20 protein-coding genes and 2 pseudogenes are annotated in these 23,676 nt (G+C 60.4%); 8 read left to right on the top strand and 14 right to left on the bottom strand.

Annotated features, from left to right (window positions below; translation table 11 throughout):
• Position 1: 1 nt before the first annotated feature.
• The 3 genes and pseudogenes from M0746_RS24420 to mgrA all read left to right on the top strand — a co-directional run bounded on the left by M0746_RS24420 (position 2) and on the right by mgrA (position 4,658).
• The gene (locus tag M0746_RS24420; protein ID WP_258451520.1) at positions 2-2,227 is read left to right on the top strand and encodes a TonB-dependent receptor; all 2,226 of its coding nucleotides are present in this window, start codon (positions 2-4) and stop codon (positions 2,225-2,227) included.
• A gap of 2 nt (positions 2,228-2,229) precedes the next feature.
• A complete protein-coding gene (locus tag M0746_RS24415; protein WP_258450902.1) occupies positions 2,230-3,549 on the top strand; it encodes an LLM class flavin-dependent oxidoreductase in 1,320 nt (439 codons plus the stop codon).
• Between the two features lie 72 nt (positions 3,550-3,621).
• Positions 3,622-4,658, top strand: a pseudogene (gene mgrA, locus M0746_RS24410) (L-glyceraldehyde 3-phosphate reductase).
• A 199-nt stretch (positions 4,659-4,857) separates the two neighbouring features.
• On the opposite strand, the gene tauD reads toward mgrA, so the two are convergent.
• From tauD to M0746_RS24375, 7 genes are all read right to left on the bottom strand, one after another.
• Positions 4,858-5,700 (bottom strand): taurine dioxygenase, encoded by an 843-nt coding sequence (gene tauD / locus M0746_RS24405; RefSeq protein WP_258450901.1) that lies wholly within the window; start codon positions 5,698-5,700, stop codon positions 4,858-4,860.
• A 141-nt stretch (positions 5,701-5,841) separates the two neighbouring features.
• Positions 5,842-6,675: a taurine ABC transporter permease TauC gene (gene tauC, locus M0746_RS24400; RefSeq protein ID WP_258450900.1), complete on the bottom strand. Its 834-nt coding sequence runs from the start codon at positions 6,673-6,675 to the stop codon at positions 5,842-5,844.
• Positions 6,672-7,466 (bottom strand): taurine ABC transporter ATP-binding subunit, encoded by a 795-nt coding sequence (gene tauB / locus M0746_RS24395; protein ID WP_258450899.1) that lies wholly within the window; start codon positions 7,464-7,466, stop codon positions 6,672-6,674. The genes tauC and tauB overlap by 4 nt, the downstream gene beginning before the upstream one ends.
• A 16-nt stretch (positions 7,467-7,482) precedes the next feature.
• Entirely contained in the window at positions 7,483-8,460 is a 978-nt protein-coding gene (gene tauA / locus M0746_RS24390) for a taurine ABC transporter substrate-binding protein (protein ID WP_258450898.1), read from the bottom strand.
• A 331-nt stretch (positions 8,461-8,791) separates the two neighbouring features.
• Positions 8,792-10,375 carry a glutamate--cysteine ligase gene (gene gshA, locus M0746_RS24385; RefSeq protein WP_258450897.1) on the bottom strand — a complete coding sequence of 528 codons (1,584 nt, stop codon included), beginning with the start codon at positions 10,373-10,375 and terminating at the stop codon, positions 8,792-8,794.
• A gap of 268 nt (positions 10,376-10,643) precedes the next feature.
• Positions 10,644-11,027, bottom strand: a complete 384-nt coding sequence (locus tag M0746_RS24380; RefSeq protein ID WP_258450896.1) for a PaaI family thioesterase — start codon at positions 11,025-11,027, stop codon at positions 10,644-10,646.
• The gene (locus M0746_RS24375; RefSeq protein ID WP_258450895.1) at positions 11,027-13,351 is read right to left on the bottom strand and encodes a Tex family protein; all 2,325 of its coding nucleotides are present in this window, start codon (positions 13,349-13,351) and stop codon (positions 11,027-11,029) included. The genes M0746_RS24380 and M0746_RS24375 overlap by 1 nt, the downstream gene beginning before the upstream one ends.
• Before the next feature lie 358 nt (positions 13,352-13,709).
• Here M0746_RS24375 and ompR point away from each other — a divergent pair, with 358 nt between their 5' ends.
• The gene (ompR, locus tag M0746_RS24370; RefSeq protein ID WP_090288291.1) at positions 13,710-14,450 is read left to right on the top strand and encodes an osmolarity response regulator transcription factor OmpR; all 741 of its coding nucleotides are present in this window, start codon (positions 13,710-13,712) and stop codon (positions 14,448-14,450) included.
• A 113-nt stretch (positions 14,451-14,563) separates the two neighbouring features.
• Entirely contained in the window at positions 14,564-15,877 is a 1,314-nt protein-coding gene (locus M0746_RS24365; protein WP_090288293.1) for an ATP-binding protein, read from the top strand.
• A 61-nt stretch (positions 15,878-15,938) separates the two neighbouring features.
• On the opposite strand, the gene rimK is transcribed toward M0746_RS24365, so the two are convergent.
• From rimK to rimA, 3 genes are read right to left on the bottom strand one after another with little or no spacing between them, the layout of a single operon-like run.
• The gene (gene rimK / locus M0746_RS24360) at positions 15,939-16,844 is read right to left on the bottom strand and encodes a 30S ribosomal protein S6--L-glutamate ligase (RefSeq protein WP_007949201.1); all 906 of its coding nucleotides are present in this window, start codon (positions 16,842-16,844) and stop codon (positions 15,939-15,941) included.
• Complete coding sequence (gene rimB / locus M0746_RS24355; protein WP_090288295.1) at positions 16,841-17,320, bottom strand: retropepsin-like aspartic endopeptidase RimB; 480 nt, start codon at positions 17,318-17,320, stop codon at positions 16,841-16,843. The genes rimK and rimB overlap by 4 nt, the downstream gene beginning before the upstream one ends.
• 16 nt (positions 17,321-17,336) lie before the next feature.
• Positions 17,337-18,119 carry a S6 modification regulatory phosphodiesterase RimA gene (gene rimA, locus M0746_RS24350; protein ID WP_258450894.1) on the bottom strand — a complete coding sequence of 261 codons (783 nt, stop codon included), beginning with the start codon at positions 18,117-18,119 and terminating at the stop codon, positions 17,337-17,339.
• 116 nt (positions 18,120-18,235) lie between these two features.
• On the opposite strand from rimA, the gene M0746_RS24345 reads away from it, so the two are divergent.
• Positions 18,236-18,643: an RNA-binding S4 domain-containing protein gene (locus M0746_RS24345; RefSeq protein WP_258450893.1), complete on the top strand. Its 408-nt coding sequence runs from the start codon at positions 18,236-18,238 to the stop codon at positions 18,641-18,643.
• Between the two features lie 145 nt (positions 18,644-18,788).
• On the opposite strand, the pseudogene M0746_RS24340 reads toward M0746_RS24345, so the two are convergent.
• Positions 18,789-19,590 (bottom strand): annotated as a pseudogene (locus M0746_RS24340) (phosphatase PAP2 family protein).
• 105 nt (positions 19,591-19,695) lie between these two features.
• On the opposite strand from M0746_RS24340, the gene hslO reads away from it, so the two are divergent.
• Both hslO and M0746_RS24330 read left to right on the top strand, forming a co-directional pair.
• Positions 19,696-20,598, top strand: coding sequence for an Hsp33 family molecular chaperone HslO (hslO, locus tag M0746_RS24335; protein ID WP_258450891.1), 903 nt, complete (start codon positions 19,696-19,698; stop codon positions 20,596-20,598).
• Positions 20,599-20,779: 181 nt separating this feature from the next.
• The gene (locus tag M0746_RS24330) at positions 20,780-22,321 is read left to right on the top strand and encodes a phosphoenolpyruvate carboxykinase (protein WP_258450890.1); all 1,542 of its coding nucleotides are present in this window, start codon (positions 20,780-20,782) and stop codon (positions 22,319-22,321) included.
• Between the two features lie 254 nt (positions 22,322-22,575).
• On the opposite strand, the gene M0746_RS24325 is transcribed toward M0746_RS24330, so the two are convergent.
• The 3 genes from M0746_RS24325 to M0746_RS24315 form a co-directional block, all read right to left on the bottom strand.
• Positions 22,576-22,866, bottom strand: a complete 291-nt coding sequence (locus M0746_RS24325) for a helix-turn-helix domain-containing protein (protein ID WP_446731281.1) — start codon at positions 22,864-22,866, stop codon at positions 22,576-22,578.
• Between the two features lie 81 nt (positions 22,867-22,947).
• Positions 22,948-23,220 (bottom strand): type II toxin-antitoxin system RelE/ParE family toxin, encoded by a 273-nt coding sequence (locus tag M0746_RS24320; RefSeq protein WP_206414664.1) that lies wholly within the window; start codon positions 23,218-23,220, stop codon positions 22,948-22,950.
• A complete protein-coding gene (locus M0746_RS24315) occupies positions 23,220-23,663 on the bottom strand; it encodes a hypothetical protein (RefSeq protein WP_258450889.1) in 444 nt (147 codons plus the stop codon). Before M0746_RS24315 ends, M0746_RS24320 begins: the two co-directional genes overlap by 1 nt.
• Positions 23,664-23,676: the final 13 nt, after the last annotated feature.

Genomic DNA, 23,676 nt, shown 5'->3' with positions numbered 1-23,676 from the left:
CATGCACAACATTCCTGGGGCGACACACAAACTGTCGCAGTCGATTCGCGCCGCTGGCTGGTTACTGACAGGGTTGGCGGCGCTGCCGTCGCCCAACGCATTGGCGGCTGACAGCAGCGATCAAGAGCCAACGCTGAAGTCGGTGACCGTTACCGCAACCCGCCGCGAAGAGTCGCTGCAAAAAGTCCCGGTCGCGGTTTCGGTGATCGATGGCGAGCAGCTTGAGCGCGATAACCGCAACGGTGTGGCGAGCATCGTTCAGCAGGTGCCTTCGCTGAATTTCCGCACCGGCGCATCGAACAAGGACACCTCGTTGTTCGTGCGCGGTGTTGGCACCATTTCCACCTCGCCCGGCGTTGAGCCGACTGTCGCCACCGTCATCGACGGCGTGGTGTATGCGCGTCCGGGCCAGGCCACGCTTGATCTGCTCGATCTCGAGCGCGTTGAGGTATTACGCGGCCCGCAAGGCACGCTGTTCGGCAAGAATGCCTCGGCCGGTGTGCTCAACATCACCAGCAAGGCACCGACCGCCGAGACTCACGGCTACATCGATCAGGCGTACTACAGCGGCAATGAAAGTCGTACCCGTTTCGGCCTTGGCGGCAGCCTGATCCCGGACACGTTGAAGGGTTCGATCAGCACCCTGTTCGGCACATACGACGGCAACGTCGACAACCAGCACAACGGCCATGAGGTCAACGGTTACAACCATCGTGGCGTGCGCGGCAAACTCGAATTCACCCCGACTGACGATGTCACCTTCACCCTGATCGCCGACTACATGCAATCCCACGACGACGCGCCCAATGGCGTGGTCAGTCAATCGCTGACACCGGCCTTCACCAATGCACTGAGCCCGGTGAATGCAACGAATCATAACCGCGACATCAACACCGACACCCGTTCGCACATCGAGGACATCAACAAAGGCCTGTCCGGCCAGCTCGACTGGCAATTGGGCGACTACACGCTGACGTCGATCACTGCATGGCGCGGCTGGGACAACACCCAGTATCAGGACGGCGATCGCCTCGGCACCGTGACGGCCGCGTTCCCCGGCACCGCCGACAAGGGTGACCTGGCGTTCGACCAGTATTCGCAGGAGCTGCGCCTCGCCTCGCCGAAAGGCGGATTTCTTGAGTACGTGGGTGGCCTGTTCTACATGCACGGCAAGGATGACGAGACCTATCAGCGCACCCTGACCACGACCGCGCGCACCGACCGTGGTGTCGCCGACTACAGCACCACCAATGACAGTTACGCGGTGTTTGGCGAGAGCACGCTGAACTTCACGTCCGATTTTCGCGGCATCGCCGGGCTGCGCTACACCCACGATGATCTGGAATACGACCACCGCCGCGTTTCGACTCCAGCGACCACCGTCAGCGGCATTCAACCGGCGACCAGCAGTTCTGGTTCGGTGGACGAGGACGGCTGGTCCGGCCGCCTCGGTGTGCAATATGACCTGAGCGATACGGTCAGCACGTACCTGACCTATTCGCGCGGCTACAAAGGCCCGGCCTACAACGTGTTCTTCAACATGCAGCCGCGCGACACCGAAGCGCTGAAACCGGAGACTTCCAATACTTGGGAGGCGGGAATCAAAGCCACGTCGTGGAACAACCGCCTGACCACCAACCTGGCGATCTTCCATAGCGAGTACGACAACTATCAGGCGAACTTTTTCGACACCGTCGCCGGGCAAGTGGTGACTCGACTGATCAATGCCGGCAGCGTTACCAGCGAAGGCGTTGAACTCGATTATGCGCTGCAAGCCACCCAGCAATTGAAGTTCTCCGGTGCCCTGGCCTATACCCGCGCACGCATCGACGAATTCGCCTGCCCGGCCGGCGCGGCGGCGTCGTGCAACGTCAACGGCAAACCGTTGCCGTTCAGCCCGGACTGGAAAAGCTACGTGCGCGCCGACTACACAATCCCGCTCGACAACGGTCTCGATATCGAACTGGGCACCGACTACAGCTGGCAGAGCGAAGTGCAGTACGACATCAGCCAGAACCCCGACACCAAGCAAGGCGCCTATGGGTTGTGGAACGCCAGCGTGGCCTTGGCCGATTACAGCAATGGCTGGCGCATCGCCGTACTCGGCAAGAACCTCGCCGACAAATCCTACTCGCCGTTGCTGGCCAGCGGCGGCAGCTACATCTATCGCGCCGTGCCACGGGATGACGAGCGCTATTTCGGCGTGCAGCTGCGCAAGGAGTTCTGAAAATGAGCAGGCAAATGAAGCTCGGCGCGTTTCTCATGGCCACCGGTCACCACGTAGCGGCGTGGCGGCATGCGGATGTGCCGGCGAATGCGGGCCTGGATTTCACCCATTACAAGCGGCTGGCGCAGATCGCCGAAGCGGCGAAGTTCGATGCACTGTTTGTTGCTGACAGCGTTGCCGCGCCGACTCAGGCAATTGCCAGCCGCATGGCACGCTCCGATCACTTCGAGCCGCTGACGTTGCTCTCGGCCCTCAGCGCGGTGACCGAGCACATTGGCCTGATCGCTACGGCGACCACCAGTTACAACGAGCCGTATCACGTCGCGCGCAAATTCGCCTCGCTCGATCATTTATCGGGCGGACGTGCCGGATGGAATCTGGTGACTTCGGACAATGCGGCCGAAGCGCTGAATTTCGGCCGCGACGCGCACATTGGCCATGCCGAGCGCTATAGCCGTGCGCGCGAATTTCATCAGGTGGTGACCGGGCTCTGGGACAGTTGGGAGGACGATGCCTTCCATCGCGACAAGGCCAGCGGCGCCTATTACGACCCGCAGAAGCTGCATGTGCTCGATCATGTCGGTGAACATTTCCGGGTCAAAGGCCCGCTGAATGTCGCGCGCTCGCCGCAGGGGCAACCGGTAATCGTTCAGGCCGGTGCCTCCGAAGCCGGGCGCGAACTGGCGGCGCAAACCGCTGAAGTGGTATTCACCGCGCAGACTTCGCTGGCCGCCGCGCAGGCGTTTTATGCCGACCTCAAAGGGCGCTTGAAGCGGTTCGGGCGCAGTGCCGACATGCTGAAAATCATGCCCGGCGTATTTGTCGTGGTCGGTGCCAGCGAGGCCGAAGCGCAGGAAAAGTGTGAATCGTTTCAGCAATTGCTCGAACCTGAGGTGGGAGTTGCGCTGCTTGGGCGTATGCTGGGCAACTTCGATTTATCGAAATACCCGCTGGGCGGACCGCTGCCGCCGTTACCGCTGACCGACAGCGGTCAGCAGAGCCGGCAAAAACTGCTGACCGAGCTGGCGGGCCGCGAGAGCCTCAGCCTCGCCGAACTCGGCCGCAGGATCGCGGGCGGGCGCGGGCATTACAGCCTGGTCGGTACGCCGGCGCAGATTGCCGACCGGCTGCAGGAATGGTTCGAGCAAGGCGCAGCGGACGGCTTCAACGTGCTGGTGCCACACCTGCCGGGCGGGCTCGAAGATTTCGCCAACGGCGTGGTGCCGGAACTGCAACGGCGCGGACTGTTCAGAACCGAGTATGAAGGCCGCACGCTGCGGCAGAATCTGGGCCTGGCCCGACCCGGCAATCGATTTACGTAACAGCCTTCGCGAGCAGGCTCGCTCCCACAGGAGCAATCGACACCCATTTCAAAACAGACAAGAGAGGATTCGATGACCTACACCGCTGCCGAAAACCGCTACGACTCCATTCCCTACCGCCGCGTTGGCCGCAGCGGCCTGGTGCTGCCGGCATTGTCGCTGGGCCTGTGGCACAACTTTGGCGACAGCACGCCGATCGACACCCAGCGCGCCTTGCTGCGTACCGCCTTCGATCTGGGCATCAACCACTTCGACCTCGCCAACAACTACGGCCCGCCATACGGCAGCGCCGAGATCAATTTCGGCCGCCTGCTGCGCGAAGACTTCAAGCAGTATCGCGACGAGCTGATCATCTCCAGCAAGGCCGGCTGGGACATGTGGCCCGGTCCTTACGGCCAGGGCGGCGGTTCGCGTAAATACGTGCTGGCCAGCCTCGACCAGAGCCTGCAGCGCCTCGGTCTGGACTATGTGGATATCTTCTATTCGCACCGCTTCGATCCGGACACCCCACTGGAAGAAACCGCCAGCGCTCTTGCCACGGCGGTGCAGCAGGGCAAGGCTTTGTACATCGGCATCTCGTCGTATTCCGGGGTGAAAACCCGCGAGATCGCCGAGCTGTTGAAAGAATGGAAAGTGCCGCTGTTGATTCATCAACCGGCGTATAACCTGCTCAATCGCTGGGTGGAAAAAGATCTGCTCGACACCACCGAAGAACTCGGCACCGGCGTAATTGCCTTCACCCCGCTGGCGCAAGGTCTGCTCACCGACAAATACCTCAACGGCGTACCGGCGGATGCGCGGGTCAACCGTCCGGGGGTGGCTCGTTGCAAGCTTCGCACCTGTCCGAGGAAAACATTGCTCACGTACGCGCGTTGAACGAGATCGCCAAGCGTCGCGGCCAGAGCCTGGCGCAACTGGCGCTGGCATGGACGCTGCGCGATCCGCGGGTGACCTCGGCACTGATCGGCGCGAGCCGGCCGGAACAGATCATCGAGAACGTCGGGGCGTTGAAGAATCTGAATTTCAGCGCTGAGGAACTGGCGGAGATTGACCGGTTTGCCCAAGAGGGCGGGATCAATCTGTGGGAGAAGCCTTCGACGGCGGAGTGAGCCACCCTCACCCCAGCCCTCTCCCAGAGGGAGAGGGAGCCGACCGAGGTGTCTTGCGTCTTGCATCGACCTGAAATAACGAGTCGATTATGGATTCAGCAAAGTACGTTCAGGTCGGCGTACTTCTACAGCATCCCCAATCAGTCCCCTCTCCCTCCGGGAGAGGGTTAGGGTGAGGGGCTTTTGCCTTTAAAAGGGCTCAACGAAAAAACGGCACATCCCCCAACACCGTCGCCCGCTGCATCACCCGCCGCGCCGGGCGGTAATCGTCCACCGCGTAATGCTGGGTCACGCGGTTGTCCCAGAACGCAATATCGTCCTTCTGCCAGCGCCAGCGAATGGTGAATTCCGGCCGCGTTGCGTGGGCGAACAGAAATTTCAGAATCGCCTCGCTCTCCCCCTCGGACAGCTCGTTGATCTTCGAGGTGAAGCCTTCGTTGACGAACAACGAGCGCCGACCGCTGACCGGATGCGTACGAATCACCGGGTGCGACAGCGGTGGATTCTTGCGCCGCGCTTCTTCCCACTGCGCCAGCGCCTCGGGCGTGTTGCCGTAGCGCTCCAGCGGAAACGAACGGGTGAAATCGTGGGTCGCGGTCAACCCTTCAAGTAATCCCTTCATCGGCGCCGACAACGCTTCGTACGCAGCAATGCCGCTGGCCCACAAGGTGTCGCCGCCAAACTCTGGCAGCAACTTGGCGCTGAGCACCGCACCCATCGCCGGGGTCGGCAGGAAGGTCACGTCGGTGTGCCAGATGGCGTTGTCGCGCACGTCGGTGACAGCGGTATCGAGGATCAGCACTTCAGGCTGCCCGGGCACGTTCGGGTAGATCGGATGAATGTGCAGGTCGCCGAAATACGCGGCGAAGCGTGCCTGTTGCGCCGGCTCGATCGGCTGGTTGCGGAAGAACAGCACCTGATACTTGAGCAGCGCCTGTTCGATGGCATCGCGATGTTCCAGGCTCAGCGGCTGGCTGATGTCGACGCCACTGATCTGCGCGCCGAGGGCCGAGCTTAACGGGGTGATGGTGAGGCTGCTCATGGTTGATCTCATCAATTCGGGGTTCAAGCTTTTGTAGGCCTTCGCCTGCTCGGGATTGCCGGCTGGCAGTCAACGCTGCGGTGAATGACACACCGCAATCGCGAGCAGGCGAAGGCCTACAGGAAATTCGCAGGGAATTTGTCAGTGCGCCTGGCCATGCCACGGCACGAGTTTGCGCTGCAGGGCGCGCAGGCTCATTTCCATGGCGAAGGCGATCAGGGCGATGACCAGAATCCCCAGCACTACCACATCGGTGACCAGGAACTGCGCGGCCGACTGCACCATGAAGCCCAGACCACTGGTGGCCGCGATCAATTCAGCGGCGACCAACGTCGACCAGCCAACCCCCAGGCCAATGCGCACACCGGTCAGAATGTCCGGCAGGGCGCTGGGCAGAATCACATGGCGAATCAATTGTGCGCGAGTCGCACCCAGCGACTGCGCGGCGCGCAATTTAGCCGGATCAACCGTGCGTACGCCGGTCGCAGTAGCGATGGCAATCGGCGCGAAAATCGCCAGGTAGATCAGCAGCACTTTCGACAACTCGCCGATGCCGCACCAGATCACGATCAGCGGCAGATAAGCCAGCGGCGGAATCGGTCGGTAGAACTCGATAAGCGGGTCAAGCACGCCGCGGGCGATGCGGTTGGCGCCGATGGCGATGCCCACCGGCACAGCGGTCAGAATCGCAAAGCCGAGGCCCACACCGATGCGGCTCAGGCTCGCGCCCAGGTGCTGCCACAGGGTCGAATCCATATAGCCAGTGGTCGCCAGCAACCAGCCTTTTTGCAGCACCGCGGACGGTGGGGGCAGGAACAGCGGTTCGATCAAACCGCTGGCCGTCACGGCCCACCAGATCACCAGCAACGCGAACAAGGTCAACAGGCTGATCCAGCGCGTGCTGAGGCTGCGGCGCACAGGCGTGGTGACCGAAGGAGTCTTCACTGCTGAGGCGGAAACGTCGTAAGTGCTCATGCGCGCTCCTGCCGTTGCCCGGCGCTGCGTTGCGCGAACACTTTGCTCAGCACATGCTCGCGGGTTTCGATAAAGCGCGGATCGGATTTGATCGCGCGGGCCGACTCGCCAGCGGCATAACGCTGGCCGAAATTCAACTGCAGTCGCTCGACGATCTGCCCCGGATTCGGTGCCAGCAGAATCAGGTCGGTGGCGAGAAACACCGCCTCTTCAATGTCATGGGTAATCAGGAAAACCGGTTTGGCCGTGCGCTGCCAGACTTGCAGCAACAGCTCCTGCATTTGTTCGCGAGTGAAAGCGTCGAGGGCGCCAAAGGGCTCGTCCATCAGCAATACGCGCGGGTCGGCGGCGAGGGCGCGGGCGAGGCCGACGCGTTGTTTCTGACCGCCGGACAGTTGCCAGATACGGCGGTTTTCAAACCCCGAGAGATCGACCAGCGCGAGCATTTCACGGGCGATTTTTTCACGTTTGTCTCTGGCGACATTGGCCAGTTCCAGACCGAACGCAACGTTGGCCAGCACATCCTGCCATGGCAGCAAGGCGTCGTCCTGAAACACCACGCCACGCTCGGCGCTCGGGCCTTTGACCGGCACGCCGTCGAGGGTGATGCGCCCGGCACTCGGTTCGACGAAACCGGCAATCAGGTTCAACAGCGAAGTCTTGCCACTGCCGGACGGGCCGAGGGCGACCAGCAACTGCTGCGGCCCCAGAGTCAGAGAAATATCCGCCAGCACCGGCTCCGGGCTGCCCGGGTACTGTGCGCTGATGCGCTCCAGCTGTAGCAAGGCCATCGCTGTCTACTCCCGATCAGTTGGTGATGTATTTGGCGCTGACGTACGGCGCATAGTCCGGCAGCACCGCTTCGACCTTGCCTTGCTCCTTGAGGAATGCGGCGGTGTCGGTGATGGCTTTGGTGGTCGGCGCGCCGAGGTCGCTGACCTGATCCGCCGCCAGCGGGTAGACGTTGCCTTGCAGCAGCAACGGAATGTCGCTGGCCTTGGCACCGGACAGTTTGACCAGCTTGTCGACGTTGGACTGATTCGCCAGCCAGGCTTGCGGGTCCTTGCGGTAATCGGCGTAGGCGTCGAGGGTGACCTTGGCGAACGCGGTGACGATTTCCGGGTGCTTCTCGGCGAAGTCTTTGCGCACGATCCACGCATCGAAGGTCGGCGCGCCAAATTTGGCCAGTTCGCCGGAGGTGATCAGCACTTTGCCGTTTTCCTTGGCCACGCCGAGCGCCGGATCCCAGACGTAGGTGGCGTCGATATCACCGCGTTTCCAGGCGGCGATGATCGCTGGCGGCGCGAGATTGAGCACGGTGACTTTCGACGGGGCGATGTTCCAGTGCTTCAGCGCGGCGAGCAGGCTGTAGTGCCCGGTGGAAACGAACGGCACGGCGATTTTCTTGCCGATCAGATCCTGCGGGGTCTTGATGCCGGAGCCATCGCGCGCGACCAGTGCTTCAGCGGCGCCGATCTGCGTGGCGATGAGGAATGTTTGCACTGGAACTTTGCGGGTGATCGCGGCGGTCAGCGGGCTTGAACCGAGGTAACCGATCTGCACGTCACCGGAGGCGATGGCGGCGATGATGTCGGCGCCGTTATCGAACTTGCGCCAGGCGATATCGGCTTTGGTGGCTTTTTCGTAAGCGCCGTCGGCCTGGGCAACTTTCGCCGGGTCGACGGTGGTCTGGTAGGCGACGGTGAGATCGGCAGCCTGCGCCAGAAAGCTTGCGGCAGCCAGAGTGGCAGCGGCGAGCAGGCGAAGCGGGACATTCAGTTTCATTGAAGAGCTCCATATCAGGCGACCGAGCGTCGGCGTGGATGGAGACTAAATGATCTAAGAATCCTAAAATAAATAACTTTTTAGAATGAGCTTATGAGCGGAAAAATCTAAGCCAGACGACTGATCGTTCCCACGCTCTGCGTGGGAATGCAGCCGGTGACGCTCCGCGTCACCTGGACGCAGAGCGTCCGTTGAGGCGTTACCACGCGGAGCGTGGGAACGATCAAAGCGAGGGGAGATTGGCGGCGTCGATTGTTGGATCACCGATACCGCGGTCAGTCCCCTCTCCCTCCGGGAGAGGGTTAGGGTGAGGGGCTTTTCAAGGGACTTTTCAGTTGCTGATCGCCAGAATGCTCGCCTGATACGCCCCGACAAACACATCGAAATCGCCGACTTCGTTCTGCTCAAGCTCTGCCTGTTGCGCCAGTGACGAGCGCGCCACTTCCTCGAACTTCGCCTGCTCATCCGCAGCCAACGGCTCGCTACGGAAAAACTCTGCATGCGCCTGGCTCTGGCGCAGCGAGAACTGCGCAAAGCTTTCCTTGTGCTCAGCCATGGCTGCCAGCACCTGCGCGGACGGCGTCAGGGACGGATCGCTGACTTTCGCCAGTTGTGCATCCAGCGCCTTGCTGTGCGCATCGCCGCCATGACTCTGATCGAGCAGCGCGGCCAGCGGAGCGATTTGTTCGAGCAGTTCAGCAGCCCAGGTCTTCATTTCGACCGCTTGGCCGTCACGCTGCAATTGCAGGCCCGGACGCCGGCCTTCCTTGACCACGCTGAGGAAGTTCGAGGTCGCGTTACCGCACGAAGTGTTGGTCAGCAACGGGCTGTCGTTCAACGCGCAGTACAGCAGGAACGCGTCAAGGAAGCGTGACTCGGTGATGTCGATGCCCATCGGCAGGAACGGGTTGATGTCCAGGCAACGCACTTCAACGTATTGAATGCCGCGCGCCATCAAGGCCTGGATCGGCCGCTCGCCGGTGTAGGTCACGCGTTTCGGGCGGATGTTGGAGTAGTACTCGTTTTCGATCTGCAGAATGTTGGTGTTCAGTTGCACCCACTCGCCATCCTTGTGCGTGCCGACTTCGACATACGGCGGGTACGGCGTGGCCACGGCTTTGCGCAGGCTGTCGGTGTAGCTCGCCAGATCGTTGTAGCACGGCGTCAGACCGGCCTGGGCGTTGCTCTGGTAACCGAGGTCGCTCATGCGCAGGCTGGTCGCGTAGGGCAGGTACAAGGTGTCCGGATCGAGCTGTTCGAGCTGATGCGAACGACCGCGCAGGAATCCCGCATCCAGCGCCGGCGAGGCACCGAACAGGTACATCAGCAGCCAGCTGTAGCGACGGAAGTTGCGGATCAGCGCAATGTAGGAAACCGACTGGAAATCGCGGTCGGTGCCGACAAAGCCCTCGGACTCGCGCAGCAACGGCCAGAGCTGTTCCGGCAGCGAGAAGTTGTAGTGAATCCCGGCGATGCATTGCATGGTCTTGCCGTAGCGCAGGGCCAGGCCCTTGCGGTAGACGTACTTGAGCTGACCGATGTTGGAGGTGCCGTAATAGGCGATCGGGATATCTTCCTCGGCCGGCAACGGGCACGGCATCGACGGACTCCACAGGTACTCGTCGCCGAGTTTGCTGTAGGCGAAGCGATGAATCTTGTCCAGGCTCGCCAGGGTATCGGCCGGGTCGGGCAGGGCGGGCGTGATGAATTCCAGCAGCGACTCGGAGTAGTCGGTGGTGATCTGTTCGTTGGTCAGCGCGGAACCCAGGGCTTCGGGGTGCGGCGTTTGCGCCAGGCGACCTTCGCTGGTCACGCGCAGGCATTCACGTTCGATACCGTGCAGGCACTGCTCGAGCAGAGAGAGGTTAGCGCGCTCGCCGAGCAAAGCCAGGCGGCGGTTGAGAAGTTCGCTCAATTTGGATTCCTTCACGCGTCAGTCGCCCCAATATGGGGGTGGGCAGGACGGTCTACAAGGGTGAAGTTGAAACTGGCGTTATCGCCTGGTTTTGTAGCGGCAGGCCATTTGCCGGTCAGTCAGGAACTGCACAATCCCTGTGGGAGCGAGCCTGCTCGCGAAGAGGGTTTTGCAGTCAATATCACCGTCGACTGACACACCATCTTCGCGAGCAGGCTCGCTCCCACACGGTTCGTTGCGTCGAAATTAACTCAAATTGATGAGCCATCTACAGGACCGCGAAGGTGCCTTGCGCTTTTGCGACCAGTTTGTCGCCCTGCATCACCTCGGCCTCGACCACCAGCGTGCGGCGGCCCGGGTGGATCACCCTTGCCGTGCACAGCACCTCGCCGTCAGAAACGGCGCGGATGTAGTTGATCTTGCATTCGATGGTCGCGCTCTGCTGATCGAAACCGTGGCTGCTGGAACAGGCCAGCCCCATGGCAATGTCGACCAGGCTGAACAGCGCGCCGCCGTGGAGTTTGCCGCCGCGATTGCGCAACTGCGGCTCCAGCACCAGGGCGACTTGCGCCACCCCGGTTTCCAGGCTGTGCAGGCGGCAGCTCAACAGCTTGAAGAACGCGCTCTCGACAAGCCCGGCCGGCAGCTCCATCAGCGTTTCTTCAACTGTTTGGCGTTGGCGAACAGCGAGGCCATCGCGTTGTTCACCGGCGCTGCGCTGACGGTTTCCTTGCGTGGCGCGTTGTTCGACGGCTGGCGTTGCGCCGAGCCCGGACGCGAGCCGCGGGCACCGTCGATTTTCTCGCCCGGGGTGTCGCCCATGCGCATCGACAGGCCGACGCGTTTGCGCGGGATGTCGACTTCCATGACCTTCACTTTCACCACGTCACCGGCCTTCACCGCTTCGCGCGGATCCTTGATGAATTTCTCCGACAGCGCCGAAATGTGTACCAGGCCATCCTGATGCACGCCGATATCAACGAACGCGCCGAACGCGGTCACGTTGGTCACCACGCCTTCGAGGATCATCCCCAGTTGCAGGTCTTTGAGGTCTTCAACGCCTTCCTGGAACTCGGCGGTCTTGAACTCCGGACGCGGGTCGCGGCCGGGTTTTTCCAGTTCCTGAAGGATGTCGGTCACGGTGGGCAGACCGAAGGTTTCATCGGTGAATTTCTTCGGGTCGAGACGCTTGAGGAACGCGGCATCGCCGATCAGCGAGCGAATGTCCCGGTCGGTTTCAGCGGCGATGCGCTGCACCAGCGGATAGGCTTCCGGGTGCACCGCGGACGAATCCAGCGGGTTGTCACCGTTCATCACGCGCAGGAAACCGGCGGCCTGTTCGAAGGTTTTCTCGCCCAGACGCGCGACTTTCTTCAGCGCCGCGCGGGTCTTGAACGCACCGTGTTCGTCGCGGTGCGCGACAATATTTTGCGCCAGTGTGGCGTTGAGGCCGGAGATGCGCGCCAGCAGCGCTACCGAAGCGGTGTTGACGTCAACGCCGACGGCGTTCACGCAATCCTCGACCACCGCGTCCAGACCGCGCGCCAGTTTCAGCTGCGACACGTCGTGCTGGTACTGACCGACCCCAATGGATTTCGGATCAATCTTCACCAACTCCGCCAGCGGATCCTGCAAGCGACGAGCGATCGACACCGCGCCACGGATCGATACGTCCAGGTCCGGGAATTCCTTGGCCGCCAGTTCCGACGCCGAGTACACCGAAGCACCGGCTTCGGACACCATGACTTTGGTCATCTTCATCGCTGGATATTTCTTGATCAGCTCGATCGCCAGTTTGTCAGTCTCGCGGCTGGCGGTGCCGTTGCCGATGGCGATCAGATCCACCGAATGCTTGGCGCACAGCGCGGCCAGAATGGCGATGGTCTGGTCCCATTTGTTATGCGGCACGTGCGGGTAAACCGTGGCGTGATCGAGCAGCTTGCCGGTCGAATCGACCACGGCCACTTTGCAGCCAGTGCGCAGGCCCGGGTCGAGGCCGAGGGTAGCGCGCGGGCCGGCCGGAGCGGCCAGCAGCAAGTCGTGCAGGTTGTGCGCGAAGACGTTGATCGCTTCGGTTTCGGCACCATCGCGCAGCTCGCCGAGCAGGTCGGTTTCCAGATGGGTGTAGAGCTTGACCTTCCAGGTCCAGCGCACCACTTCGCCGAGCCATTTGTCGGCGGCGCGGTTTTGGTTCTGGATGCCGAATTGCTGGGCGATCATGCCTTCGCACGGGTGCATGGTGCCCGGCAGTTCGTCGCCGACTTTCAGCGCGGAGCTGAGGATGCCTTCGTTGCGGCCACGGAAAATCGCCAGCGCGCGGTGCGACGGCATGCTTTTCAGCGGTTCATCGTGTTCGAAGTAGTCGCGGAACTTGGCGCCTTCCTCTTCCTTGCCAGCGATTACCCGGGCACTGAGAGTGGCTTCCTGTTTCAGGTAGTTACGCAATTTTTCCAGCAGGCTGGCGTCTTCGGCGAAGCGCTCCATGAGGATGTACTTGGCGCCTTCCAGCGCAGCCTTGACGTCCGCCACGCCTTTTTCGGCATCGACGAAGCGCGCGGCTTCGGCTTCGGGGGCCAGAGTCGGGTCGCTGAACAGGCCGTCCGCCAGCTCGCCAAGGCCGGCTTCGAGGGCGATCTGGCCCTTGGTGCGGCGCTTCTGCTTGTACGGCAGGTACAAGTCTTCGAGGCGGGTTTTGGTGTCGGCGAGCTTGATGTCACGCTCAAGGGCCGGGGTGAGTTTGCCTTGCTCTTCGATGCTGGCGAGGATGCTGATGCGCCGTTCGTCGAGTTCTCGCAGGTAGCGCAGGCGCTCTTCCAGATGACGCAGCTGGGTGTCATCGAGGCTGCCGGTGACTTCTTTCCGGTAACGGGCGATGAAGGGAACGGTAGAGCCTTCATCGAGTAGCGCGACGGCCGCTTCGACCTGTTGTGGGCGTACACCGAGTTCTTCGGCGATGCGGCTGTTGATGCTGTCCATAAAACCACCTGACATAGTGTGAAAGCAGGCCCGCGGGCGCGGAAACAAAGGCCCGGAGTCTGGTTGAGCGGCTAGAGAATTGCCGCTGCCTGGATCAAGAGGCAGCCCATTGACCCGTGAAATCGAACGATTACTGCGCGAGGCGAGGAAAAAAGCCTGCCACCTGCGGTAACGATTCAGACGTTGCCTGGCACAAAACGCCGCGCATTATAACCAGCGTTCTGTCATTCGGGGGCGTTGCAGTCTGTAGGCATAAACCCCGGTTTTCTGGCAGTGAAGGAAAAATCTGCTAACAATGCACACGGTGCGTATAACGGCAGCTACGCCATAATGCGCGCCGAGCTAAAAGGAGCATCCAATGAGCAGCACTGCACAAACTGCTGAAGGCGAAAAAATTCTCATCGTTGACGACGATCCGGGGCTGAGCAGCCTGCTGGAACGTTTTTTCGTCAGCAAGGGCTACCGTGCCCGTACCGTACCGAACACCGAGCAGATGGATCGTCTGCTGTCGCGTGAAGTGTTCAATCTGGTCGTGCTCGACCTGATGCTGCCGGGTGAAGATGGCCTGACCGCCTGCCGCCGCCTGCGCGGGGCGAACAACCAGATTCCGATCATCATGCTCACCGCCAAAGGCGACGAGTTGAGCCGCATCAAGGGCCTGGAACTGGGCGCCGACGATTACCTGGCCAAGCCGTTCAACCCGGACGAACTGATGGCCCGGGTCAAAGCTGTGCTGCGTCGCCAGGCTGCTCCGGTACCCGGCGCGCCAGGCAGTGAAGACGAAAACGTCACCTTCGGTGATTACGTGTTGTCGCTGGCGACCCGCGAACTCAAGCGCGGAGACGAAGTGCACATGCTTACCACCGGTGAGTTTGCGGTGCTCAAGGCGCTGGTAATGAACGCCCGTCAGCCACTGACCCGCGACAAGCTGATGAACCTGGCCCGTGGCCGCGAATGGGATGCCCTTGAGCGTTCCATCGACGTGCAGATCTCGCGTCTGCGCCGGATGATCGAACCTGATCCGTCCAAACCGCGTTATATCCAGACCGTCTGGGGCGTTGGTTACGTGTTCGTACCGGATGGCACCGCCAGCAAGTGATCGGTGATTTGTAGGAGCGGGTCTGCCGGTTTTGGTCGAACGGCCACGCCCGCAGACTCGCAATCCGCAATATGCGAGCATTGCTCGCTCCTGCAAGTGTGTAGCGGTTAAAGATGAAAACCCCCGTCTGGTTCCCCCAAAGTTTTTTCTCCCGCACCCTCTGGCTGGTGCTCATCGTCGTGCTGTTTTCCAAGGCGCTGACCCTGGTTTATCTGTTGATGAACGAGGACGTGCTGGTGGACCGTCAATACAGCCACGGCGTCGCCCTGACGCTGCGCGCCTATTGGGCCGCCGATGAAGAAAACCGCGCCAAAATTGCGGATGCCGCGACCCTGATCCGCGTGGTCGGCGCCGGTGTGCCGGAAGGCGAACAGCATTGGCCGTACAGCGAAATCTACCAGCGGCAAATGCAGGCGGAACTGGGCGCCGATACCGAAGTGCGCTTGCGCATGCACTCGCCTCCGGCGTTGTGGGTCCGCGCGCCAAGCCTGGGCGATGGCTGGCTGAAGGTGCCGTTATATCCGCACCCTCTGCGTGGCCAGAAAATCTGGAACGTGCTCGGCTGGTTCCTGGCCATCGGTCTGTTGTCGACGGCCTCGGCATGGATTTTCGTCAGCCAGCTCAATCAGCCTTTGAAGCGTCTGGTCTACGCTGCGCGCCAACTTGGTCAGGGCCGCAGCGTGCGCCTGCCGATCAGTGACACGCCGAGTGAGATGACCGAGGTTTATCGCGCCTTCAACCAGATGGCCGAAGATGTCGAACAGGCCGGACGCGAGCGTGAGCTGATGCTGGCCGGCGTGTCTCATGACTTGCGCACACCGTTGACCCGGCTGCGGCTGTCGCTGGAATTGATGGGCGACCGCAACGACCTCACCGACGACATGGTCCGCGACATTGAAGATATGGACGCCATTCTCGACCAGTTCCTCGCGTTCATTCGTGATGGTCGCGACGAGTCGGTGGAAGAGGTCGATCTCAGTGATCTGGTGCGTGAAGTGGCAGCACCCTACAACCAGAACGAAGAGAAGGTGCGCTTGCGCCTGGAGCCGATCCAGCCGTTTCCGCTGCGTCGGGTATCGATGAAGCGCCTGCTCAATAACCTGATCGGCAACGCCTTGAACCATGCTGGCGGTCACGTCGAAGTGGCGGCTTATGTGTCCGGAGACGTCAGCGCGCCGTACGTGGTGCTGAGCGTGATGGACCGCGGCGCAGGGATCGATCCTTCGGAGCTGGAGGCGATTTTCAACCCGTTCACCCGGGGTGACCGTGCACGGGGCGGCAAGGGCACCGGGTTGGGCCTGGCGATCGTCAAGCGGATTGCGTCGATGCATGGCGGCAATGTCGAACTGCGCAATCGGTCCGGAGGAGGACTGGAGGCGCGGGTGAGATTGCCGTTGGGGTTGATGTTGCCTCGGGATGCGGTATAGAAGCAGCTGCAAGTTTCAAGCTGCAAGCAAGAGCGACTTTGCTTGCCGCTTGAAGCTGCCTTTAGCCCTTACCCTTGGTGCGAGTCATATTCGGCCCGCCATTTTTCTCCAGGTGCTCGATGATGATCCCCGCCACGTTCTTCCCTGTGGTGGTCTCGATCCCTTCCAGTCCCGGCGACGAATTCACTTCCATCACCAGCGGCCCATGGTTGGAGCGCAGGATATCCACACCCGCTACCGCCAGGCCCATGACCTTGGCCGCGCGCAACGCGGTCATGCGTTCTTCCGGGGTGATCTTGATCAGGCTGGCGCTGCCGCCACGATGCAGGTTGGAACGGAACTCACCCGGTTTGGCCTGGCGCTTCATTGCCGCGATGACCTTGTCGCCAACCACGAAACAGCGAATATCCGCGCCGCCCGCTTCCTTGATGTACTCCTGGACCATGATGTTCTGCTTCAGGCCCATGAACGCCTCGATCACCGACTCGGCGGCGGTCGCGGTTTCACACAGCACCACACCGATACCCTGAGTACCTTCCAGCACCTTGATCACCAGGGGCGCGCCGTTGACCATGTCGATCAAGTCGGGAATGTCATCCGGCGAGTGGGCGAACCCGGTCACCGGCAGGCCGATACCCCGGCGCGACAGCAGTTGCAGCGAGCGCAGCTTGTCCCGCGAGCGGGCAATGGCCACCGATTCGTTGAGCGGGAACACCCCCATCATTTCGAATTGGCGCAACACCGCGCAGCCGTAGAAAGTCACCGAGGCGCCGATCCGCGGGATCACCGCATCGAAGCCTTCCAGCGGTTTGCCGCGATAGTGGATCTGCGGCTTGTGGCTGGCGATGTTCATATAGGCGCGCAAGGTGTCGATCACCACCATTTCATGCCCGCGCTCGGTTCCGGCTTCGACCAGACGGCGGGTGGAATACAGACGCGGATTACGCGACAGCACAGCGATCTTCATGCAACACCTGTGGAAAAGGTAGATACCGGGAACACCGGCTTGTCTTGTACATATTTGATGCCCGGATTGACCACCAGGTGGCCATCGATCAGGGCTTTGGAGCCAAGCAACAGGCGATAGCGCATGGACTTGCGGCAAGCGAGCGTGAACTCGACCCGCCACACTCGATCACCCAGCGCCAGGGTGGTGCTGATCACATAGCGCACCTGCGCATGGCCGTTGGAGCTTTTGATGGTCTTGCGCGTCACCAATGGCGCTTCGCAGCGGCGATGACGCAACTGCACCACCGTGCCGAGGTGCGCGGTGAAGCGCACCCATTTCTCGCCGTCACGTTCGAACGGCTCGATGTCGGTGGCGTGCAGGCTGGAGGTGCTGGCGCCGGTGTCGATTTTCGCGCGCAGGCCGGCGACTCCCAGATCCGGGAGCGCCACCCACTCGCGCAGACCGACAACGGTCAAATGATCAAATGTCTTCAAAGAAAAAAACCAACGATTAACGCGTCCAGGCCTCAGGCGATACCTGGGCCAACGCTTTGAATGCAGGCCGGGCGAACCAGTAGCCCTGCATCAGAAATATTCCACAGTCCGCCAGGAAGTCCCGTTCACCGGCGCTCTCGATACCTTCGGCGATGACTGTAACGTTCAACTCCGCACAGATTGTGACAATCCCCCGAACGATCGCCTGACGAACACGGTCACGGTCGACATCGCGGATCAGCGCCATGTCGAGTTTGATCAGGTCCGGTTGGAAATCCGCCAGCAGATTGAGCCCCGAATACCCGGCACCGAAATCGTCGATGGCGGTCTTGAAGCCGAATTCGCGGTATTCACGCAGAATATTGGTCAAATGGCGATAGTTATCTACGTGCTCGCTTTCCAGGGTTTCGAAAATCAGCCGGTCGATCGGGAAATGGTGTTTCTTGGCGGCCTCCAGTGTGCTGCGAATGCATAGCTCTGGACGATAGACGGCGTTGGGCATGAAGTTGATCGACAAGTATGTCTGCATGTTTAGCGCGGCCGCGCCTTCGATGGCGCGGGTCCGGCAGAGCTGGTCGAAACGGTAGCGGTTTGCTTCTGTAACCTGATCTAACACGGACATCGCGCCTTCACCGGCCACACCGCGCACCAGCGCTTCGTGGGCGAACACCGACTGGTCGCGCAGGTCGACGATCGGTTGGTAGGCGAATGCAAAATCGAAGTCCAGCGGCTCGCTTTGCTGGCAGCCCCGGCAACCGCTTTTCGGCGCGGTCAACGAAGAGGGGAAAATTGTAGTCACTCGAACACTCCATGCCGCATAGCCGGCCTAGATCACAGTCTATCTGGAGGGCCGAGTTCTTGCGCCCGACAGAAACGGTAGTACAGTTCCGACTACTGGCTGAACGAGGAATTCATATGGCGCAAAAACAGGAAGAGGACGACAAGGTCCGTCTCGACAAATGGCTGTGGGCAGCGCGCTTCTATAAAACCCGCGCCTTGGCGAAGGCGGCGATTGAAAGCGGCAAAGTGCACTGTCGCGGTGAACGCTGCAAGCCGGGCAAGGAACCGCGCATTGGCGATGAGTTCGAGATTCGTACCGGTTTTGAAGAGCGCACGGTGCGGGTTGAAGCGTTATCGATTGTGCGACGCGGGGCGCCGGAAGCCCAGACGCTGTACAGCGAGACCGAGGCGAGCATTGCCAAGCGCGAAGCCGCTGCGGCGATGCGCAAGGCCGGGGCGCTGGGTGTGAGCACCGATGGCAAACCGAGCAAGAAGCAGCGGCGGGATCTGTTCAAGTTTCGCGGTAGCAGCAACAACGAGTAAGTCTGAGTGTGCTGCCAGTGCCGGCCTCATCGCCAGCAGGCTGGCTCCCACATTGGACCGCATGATGTTCAAGCAACTCGGTCTAATGTGAGAGCCAGCCTGCCGGCGATTCGAGTGCGCAGCACTCGCTGAAGGCTACGCGGTATCAGGCGCGACGCACCACGCTCATCCGCGACACCAACGGCAATTTGCCCATCAGCGAAAAAAATCGGCGCAGTCACCTTCAACCAGAAGTTCGCCGCGTGATAAGCGAACGGCGTGTAATAACCCCAACCCAACGCCCACACCGCCAGCAACACGCCACCGATGTAATCGTCCTGGCCCCAATGCGCACCGGCCACCAGGCGCGGCAGCATGAACAACAGCGCCAGGCCCCAGACCGTCAGAAACTGGCCCGCCGTGCGACTGAACACCGCCATGAACAACGCCCAGATCAACAGCACCGAAGCATGATCACCGGGGAAGCTCTGGCCCGAGCGGTCCTTCAGTTCCCAGGTTTTTTCCAGGTGCGGAAAGTAATCGCTGATATGCACCGCGCCTTCGAGGACCATAGACGGGCTGCTGTGCTGCCAGCCCATGTGATCGGCGAATTTGGAAAACAGCGCGCGGATCACCACCATCAGCAGCAGGATCGAGAAGAACCCAAAAAATGCGCGACGCACGTCGATTGCCTTGAACACCCAGTCGCCCTTGATAAGCAGCGTCAGCAAAATCAGACCGACAACGATGTCGAACGGGCGCAGACTTGCAATTGCCCAGATGTGGAGCCATATCGGGTTGCTGGCCAGCGGTGCGTTGAGCGAGCGGAACAGCCACTCGTCGAAAATCACAGACAGTGCATTGCCCGTAGGCCATAACCAGAAAGCCAGTAGCGCCAATGGCACTACGTTACACAGAACCAGCCGGCCGAGGTTCCACCTTGATTGGAACAAACCCGGATTGTTCATAAAATGCCTCCCATGGCCAAAACACCGGCACCAAAAAGGGTGCCAAGAACCGCAAATTTTCACGTTTTGTAATCATTTTGTCATCACTTTCAGATACCCGGACCTATGACCGACCTAACGGATACCGATTTCACCCAACGTTTCATCTTCGACGACAGCGACACTCGCGGCGAACTGGTCGCGCTTGAGCGCAGCTACGCCGAGGTTCTTGCCAAGCACCCTTACCCGGAGCCGGTGGCGCAGTTGCTCGGCGAACTGATGGCGGCGGCCTCGCTGATGGTCGGCACTTTGAAGTTCGACGGTCTGCTGATTTTGCAGGCGCGCTCCGAAGGGCCGATTTCGCTGCTGATGATCGAATGTTCCAGCGAGCGCGAGATTCGTGGCCTGGCGCGTTATGAAGCCGAACGGATTGCCGCCGACGCCACCCTGGCGGACCTGATGCCGAACGGCGTACTGGCCCTGACTGTCGACCCGACCGTTGGCCAGCGTTATCAAGGCATTGTTGATCTCGACGGCGACACCCTGTCCGATTGCTTCACCAACTATTTCGTCACGTCGGAGCAAGTCGGCACTCGCTTCAAGCTGTTCGCCGATGGCCGTCGTGCCCGCGGCATGCTGCTGCAGCAATTGCCAGCCGATCGCTTGAAAGATGAAGAAGATCGCGCCGACAGTTGGCAGCACCTCACCGCGCTGGCCAGCACGCTGAGCGCCGATGAGCTGCTGAGCCTGGACAACGAAACCGTGCTGCACCGCCTCTACCACGAAGAGCAAGTGCGCCTGTTCGATGTGCAGCATTTGCGCTTCAACTGCAGCTGCTCGCGGGAACGCTCCGGCAATGCGCTGGTCAGTCTTGGGCTGGAGGATGCGCTGGCGCTGGCGGCTGAACAGGGCGGCAAGGTCGAGATCGACTGCCAGTTCTGCAATCAGCAGTACGTGTTCGACTCGGCCGATATCGCTCAATTGTTCGCTGGCGCGGGTGTCGACACGCCGTCAGATACCCGGCACTAAAACGGTTCAGCGCAGGTAAATTCACTGCGTAGCGACGGAATTTCGCCGTTACGACGGGAGGACCCTACTCTTTTTGGGCTTTTCTGGCATAATCCGGCCCACTTTTTTCGCGGTAGTAGTGCACGACTTTCTACTACAAAACGTTTGGAGCACACTCGGCCACTGGCCGACGGGGAACCTCATGACGCAAGCCAATAACGCCGTGTACACCGATCTGAGTGTTGATGATCTGGTAAAAGAAGCCCTGCAACGCGGTGAGGGCGAGCTTGCCGATACCGGCGCTCTGGTAGTCCGCACCGGTCATCGCACCGGCCGTTCGCCAGTCGACCGTTTCATCGTTGAAGAGCCTTCCACCCAGGCCGCTATCGCCTGGGGCCCGATCAACCGCAAGTTCCCGGCCGACAAGTTCGATGCCCTGTGGGCGCGCGTAGAAGCTTTCAACAACGCGCAAGAGCACTTTGTCTCCCACGTACATGTAGGCGCTGCGGAAGATCACTACCTGGCCGTGAAAATGACCACCCAGACTGCCTGGCAGAATTTGTTCGGTCGTTGCCTGTTCATCAATCCGGCTCAGTACAACCCGGCCGGTCGTGATGAGTGGCAAGTGCTCAACGTGGCCAACTTCGAGTGCGTGCCTGAGCGTGACGGCACCAACTCCGACGGTTGCGTGATCATCAACTTCGCGCAGAAGAAAGTCCTGATCGCTGGCATGCGTTACGCCGGTGAAATGAAGAAAGCCATGTTCTCCGTGCAGAACTTCCTGCTGCCGGCCGCTGACGTGCTGCCGATGCACTGCGCTGCCAACATCGGCGAAGAAGGCGACGTGACCCTGTTCTTCGGTCTGTCGGGCACCGGTAAAACCACCCTCTCGGCCGATGAAAGCCGTTACCTGATCGGTGACGACGAACACGGCTGGGGCGAAGGCGTGGTGTTCAACATCGAAGGCGGTTGCTATGCCAAGTGCATCGACCTCTCCGAGAAGAACGAGCCGGTCATCTGGAAAGCCATCAAGCACGGCGCGGTGCTGGAAAACGTCGTCATCGACGACGCCAAGCACGCCGACTATGCCGATGTCAGCCTGACCCAGAACAGCCGTGCTGCTTACCCGCTGGAACACGTGGCCAAGCGTTCCGAGAAGAACCTCGGCGGCGAGCCGAACGCGGTGATCTTCCTGACCTGCGACCTGACCGGCGTGCTGCCGCCAGTGTCGATCCTCAACGAAGAACAAGCGGCGTACCACTTCCTGTCCGGCTACACCGCACTGGTGGGCTCGACTGAAATGGGTTCGGGCAGCGGCATCAAGTCGACCTTCTCCACCTGCTTCGGCGCACCGTTCTTCCCGCGCCCGGCCGGCGAATACGCAGAGCTGCTGATCAAGCGCATCCGCGGCTTCGGCTCCAAGGTCTACCTGGTCAACACCGGCTGGACCGGCGGCGGCTACGGCGTCGGCAAACGCTTCAACATCCCGACCACCCGCGCGGTGATCGCAGCGATCCAGAGCGGCGCACTGATCGGTGCCGCCACCGAACACCTCGACACCATCAACCTCGACGTGCCACTGGCCGTCCCGGGTGTCGACACCGTTCTGCTCAACCCACGCAACACCTGGGCTGACCAGGCCGCATACGACGAAGCCGCGAAAGCACTGGCCGGTCTGTTCATCGAGAACTTCAAGAAGTTCGAAGTGAGCGACGCGATCAAGGCTGCAGGACCTAAGTTGTAAGATTGGTTTGTTGTGAATGAAAAAGCCGCCCTTTAGGGGCGGCTTTTTTGTGGGTCATCAGTTCTTAGTCTTCCTTCTTCAATTTATTCACATCGTTTAAAAGCTCGGATAAAGAAAAAATGTTGAGTGGCAACTTGCAACGGAACTCAGTGGATAGCTCTCCATAACTCGAGATTTGCTCCGTTGAGCCACAAGCATTGACGCTGCCGTCGCTGGTAATAACCCAAGCTCGCTTCCTATTGTTTTGTATATTTTTAACCGGTCAGTCGTGCATTCTGCAAAAAACGGCCCAGTTCATCTGCAGATGCCAGCAGGTTCAAGTCTTGTTTCAAACCCAGAACCTGCATTACTGACACATAAGCCCCTATCGTCACCCCCGTAGCACCTGTTTCCAGAGACCGAAGTGTCATGACTGACATTCCGGCTCGTTCGGCGACCTGTTTGGCAGTCAGCCTTCTGCGCAAACGTGCCAATTTCAGACGGTCGCCCAGATTGCTCAGCAGCGCTGCAGTTTTCGGAAGCAGGGGCGCGGTCTTTTTGGCCATAACGCTGATATTCCTTCACTCGAGTAGTGATGGCGCCAGAATAATTGCACTTCCCGCTCGATATAGGGCTCTAGTACGCCATCACGGCCATTGCTGCCGGGCATGAATAATTCGCAACACTTCCACGTATTCATCTTTGATCGTGTAGACGATGACGTAGTTGGAGGCAGCGACTATTTCCCTAGTGCCTTCAACTTTGCCCTTTTTGTATAGGGTGGGACGCTGTCGGGCGATGTCCCCTTTTGATTCGAAAACGTCATCCAGATCCGCAGCCGCTTCAGGATTGTCTTGCCCGATGCGATTCATGATTCGGTCTCGGTCATCAAGTGCTTGTTGGCGCCAGACCAGCCTCATCAGCGTGCTCGTTGACGCAAGGCATCACGCTTGGCAGCGAATATTCGGCGAGCATCTTCATCGCTAACGCTTGGTCTTGGATCATCGATGCTGATCTGAACTTGCTGCTTGAACCATTCTTCATACGCAGCGGCTTCATGTGCCTGTTTCAGAGCTTCGGAGCGATCCGGACGAGCATAGGTTTTAAGTTGCAGCGGATCGTAGTTGGAGGCATCCACTTCAAAGCGGCTTATACCTAAACCCTGCAGATAGCTGACTAGGGTTTCAAGTCGTTTGAACAGACGCACCTGACCGCTGCGTTGCGCTGCCAGTGCAAATGTTTTGCTTCCTTTCTGAATTTGGATCGACCAGCCACCGGGTTTGGCGATGATGCTGGTGCTGCTAACTGAACCGTTTTCAATTAGGTGGGTAAGGGTGCTGTGATCGATGGTTTCAATGATCATGAAGTCAAGTCCT

The organism is Pseudomonas sp. S11P7, from assembly GCF_023195435.1.
GTDB lineage: Bacteria > Pseudomonadota > Gammaproteobacteria > Pseudomonadales > Pseudomonadaceae > Aquipseudomonas > Aquipseudomonas fluorescens_G.
The sequence above is the reverse complement of the archived record's forward strand: the minus strand, read 5'-3'. Positions and strand labels throughout refer to the sequence as shown.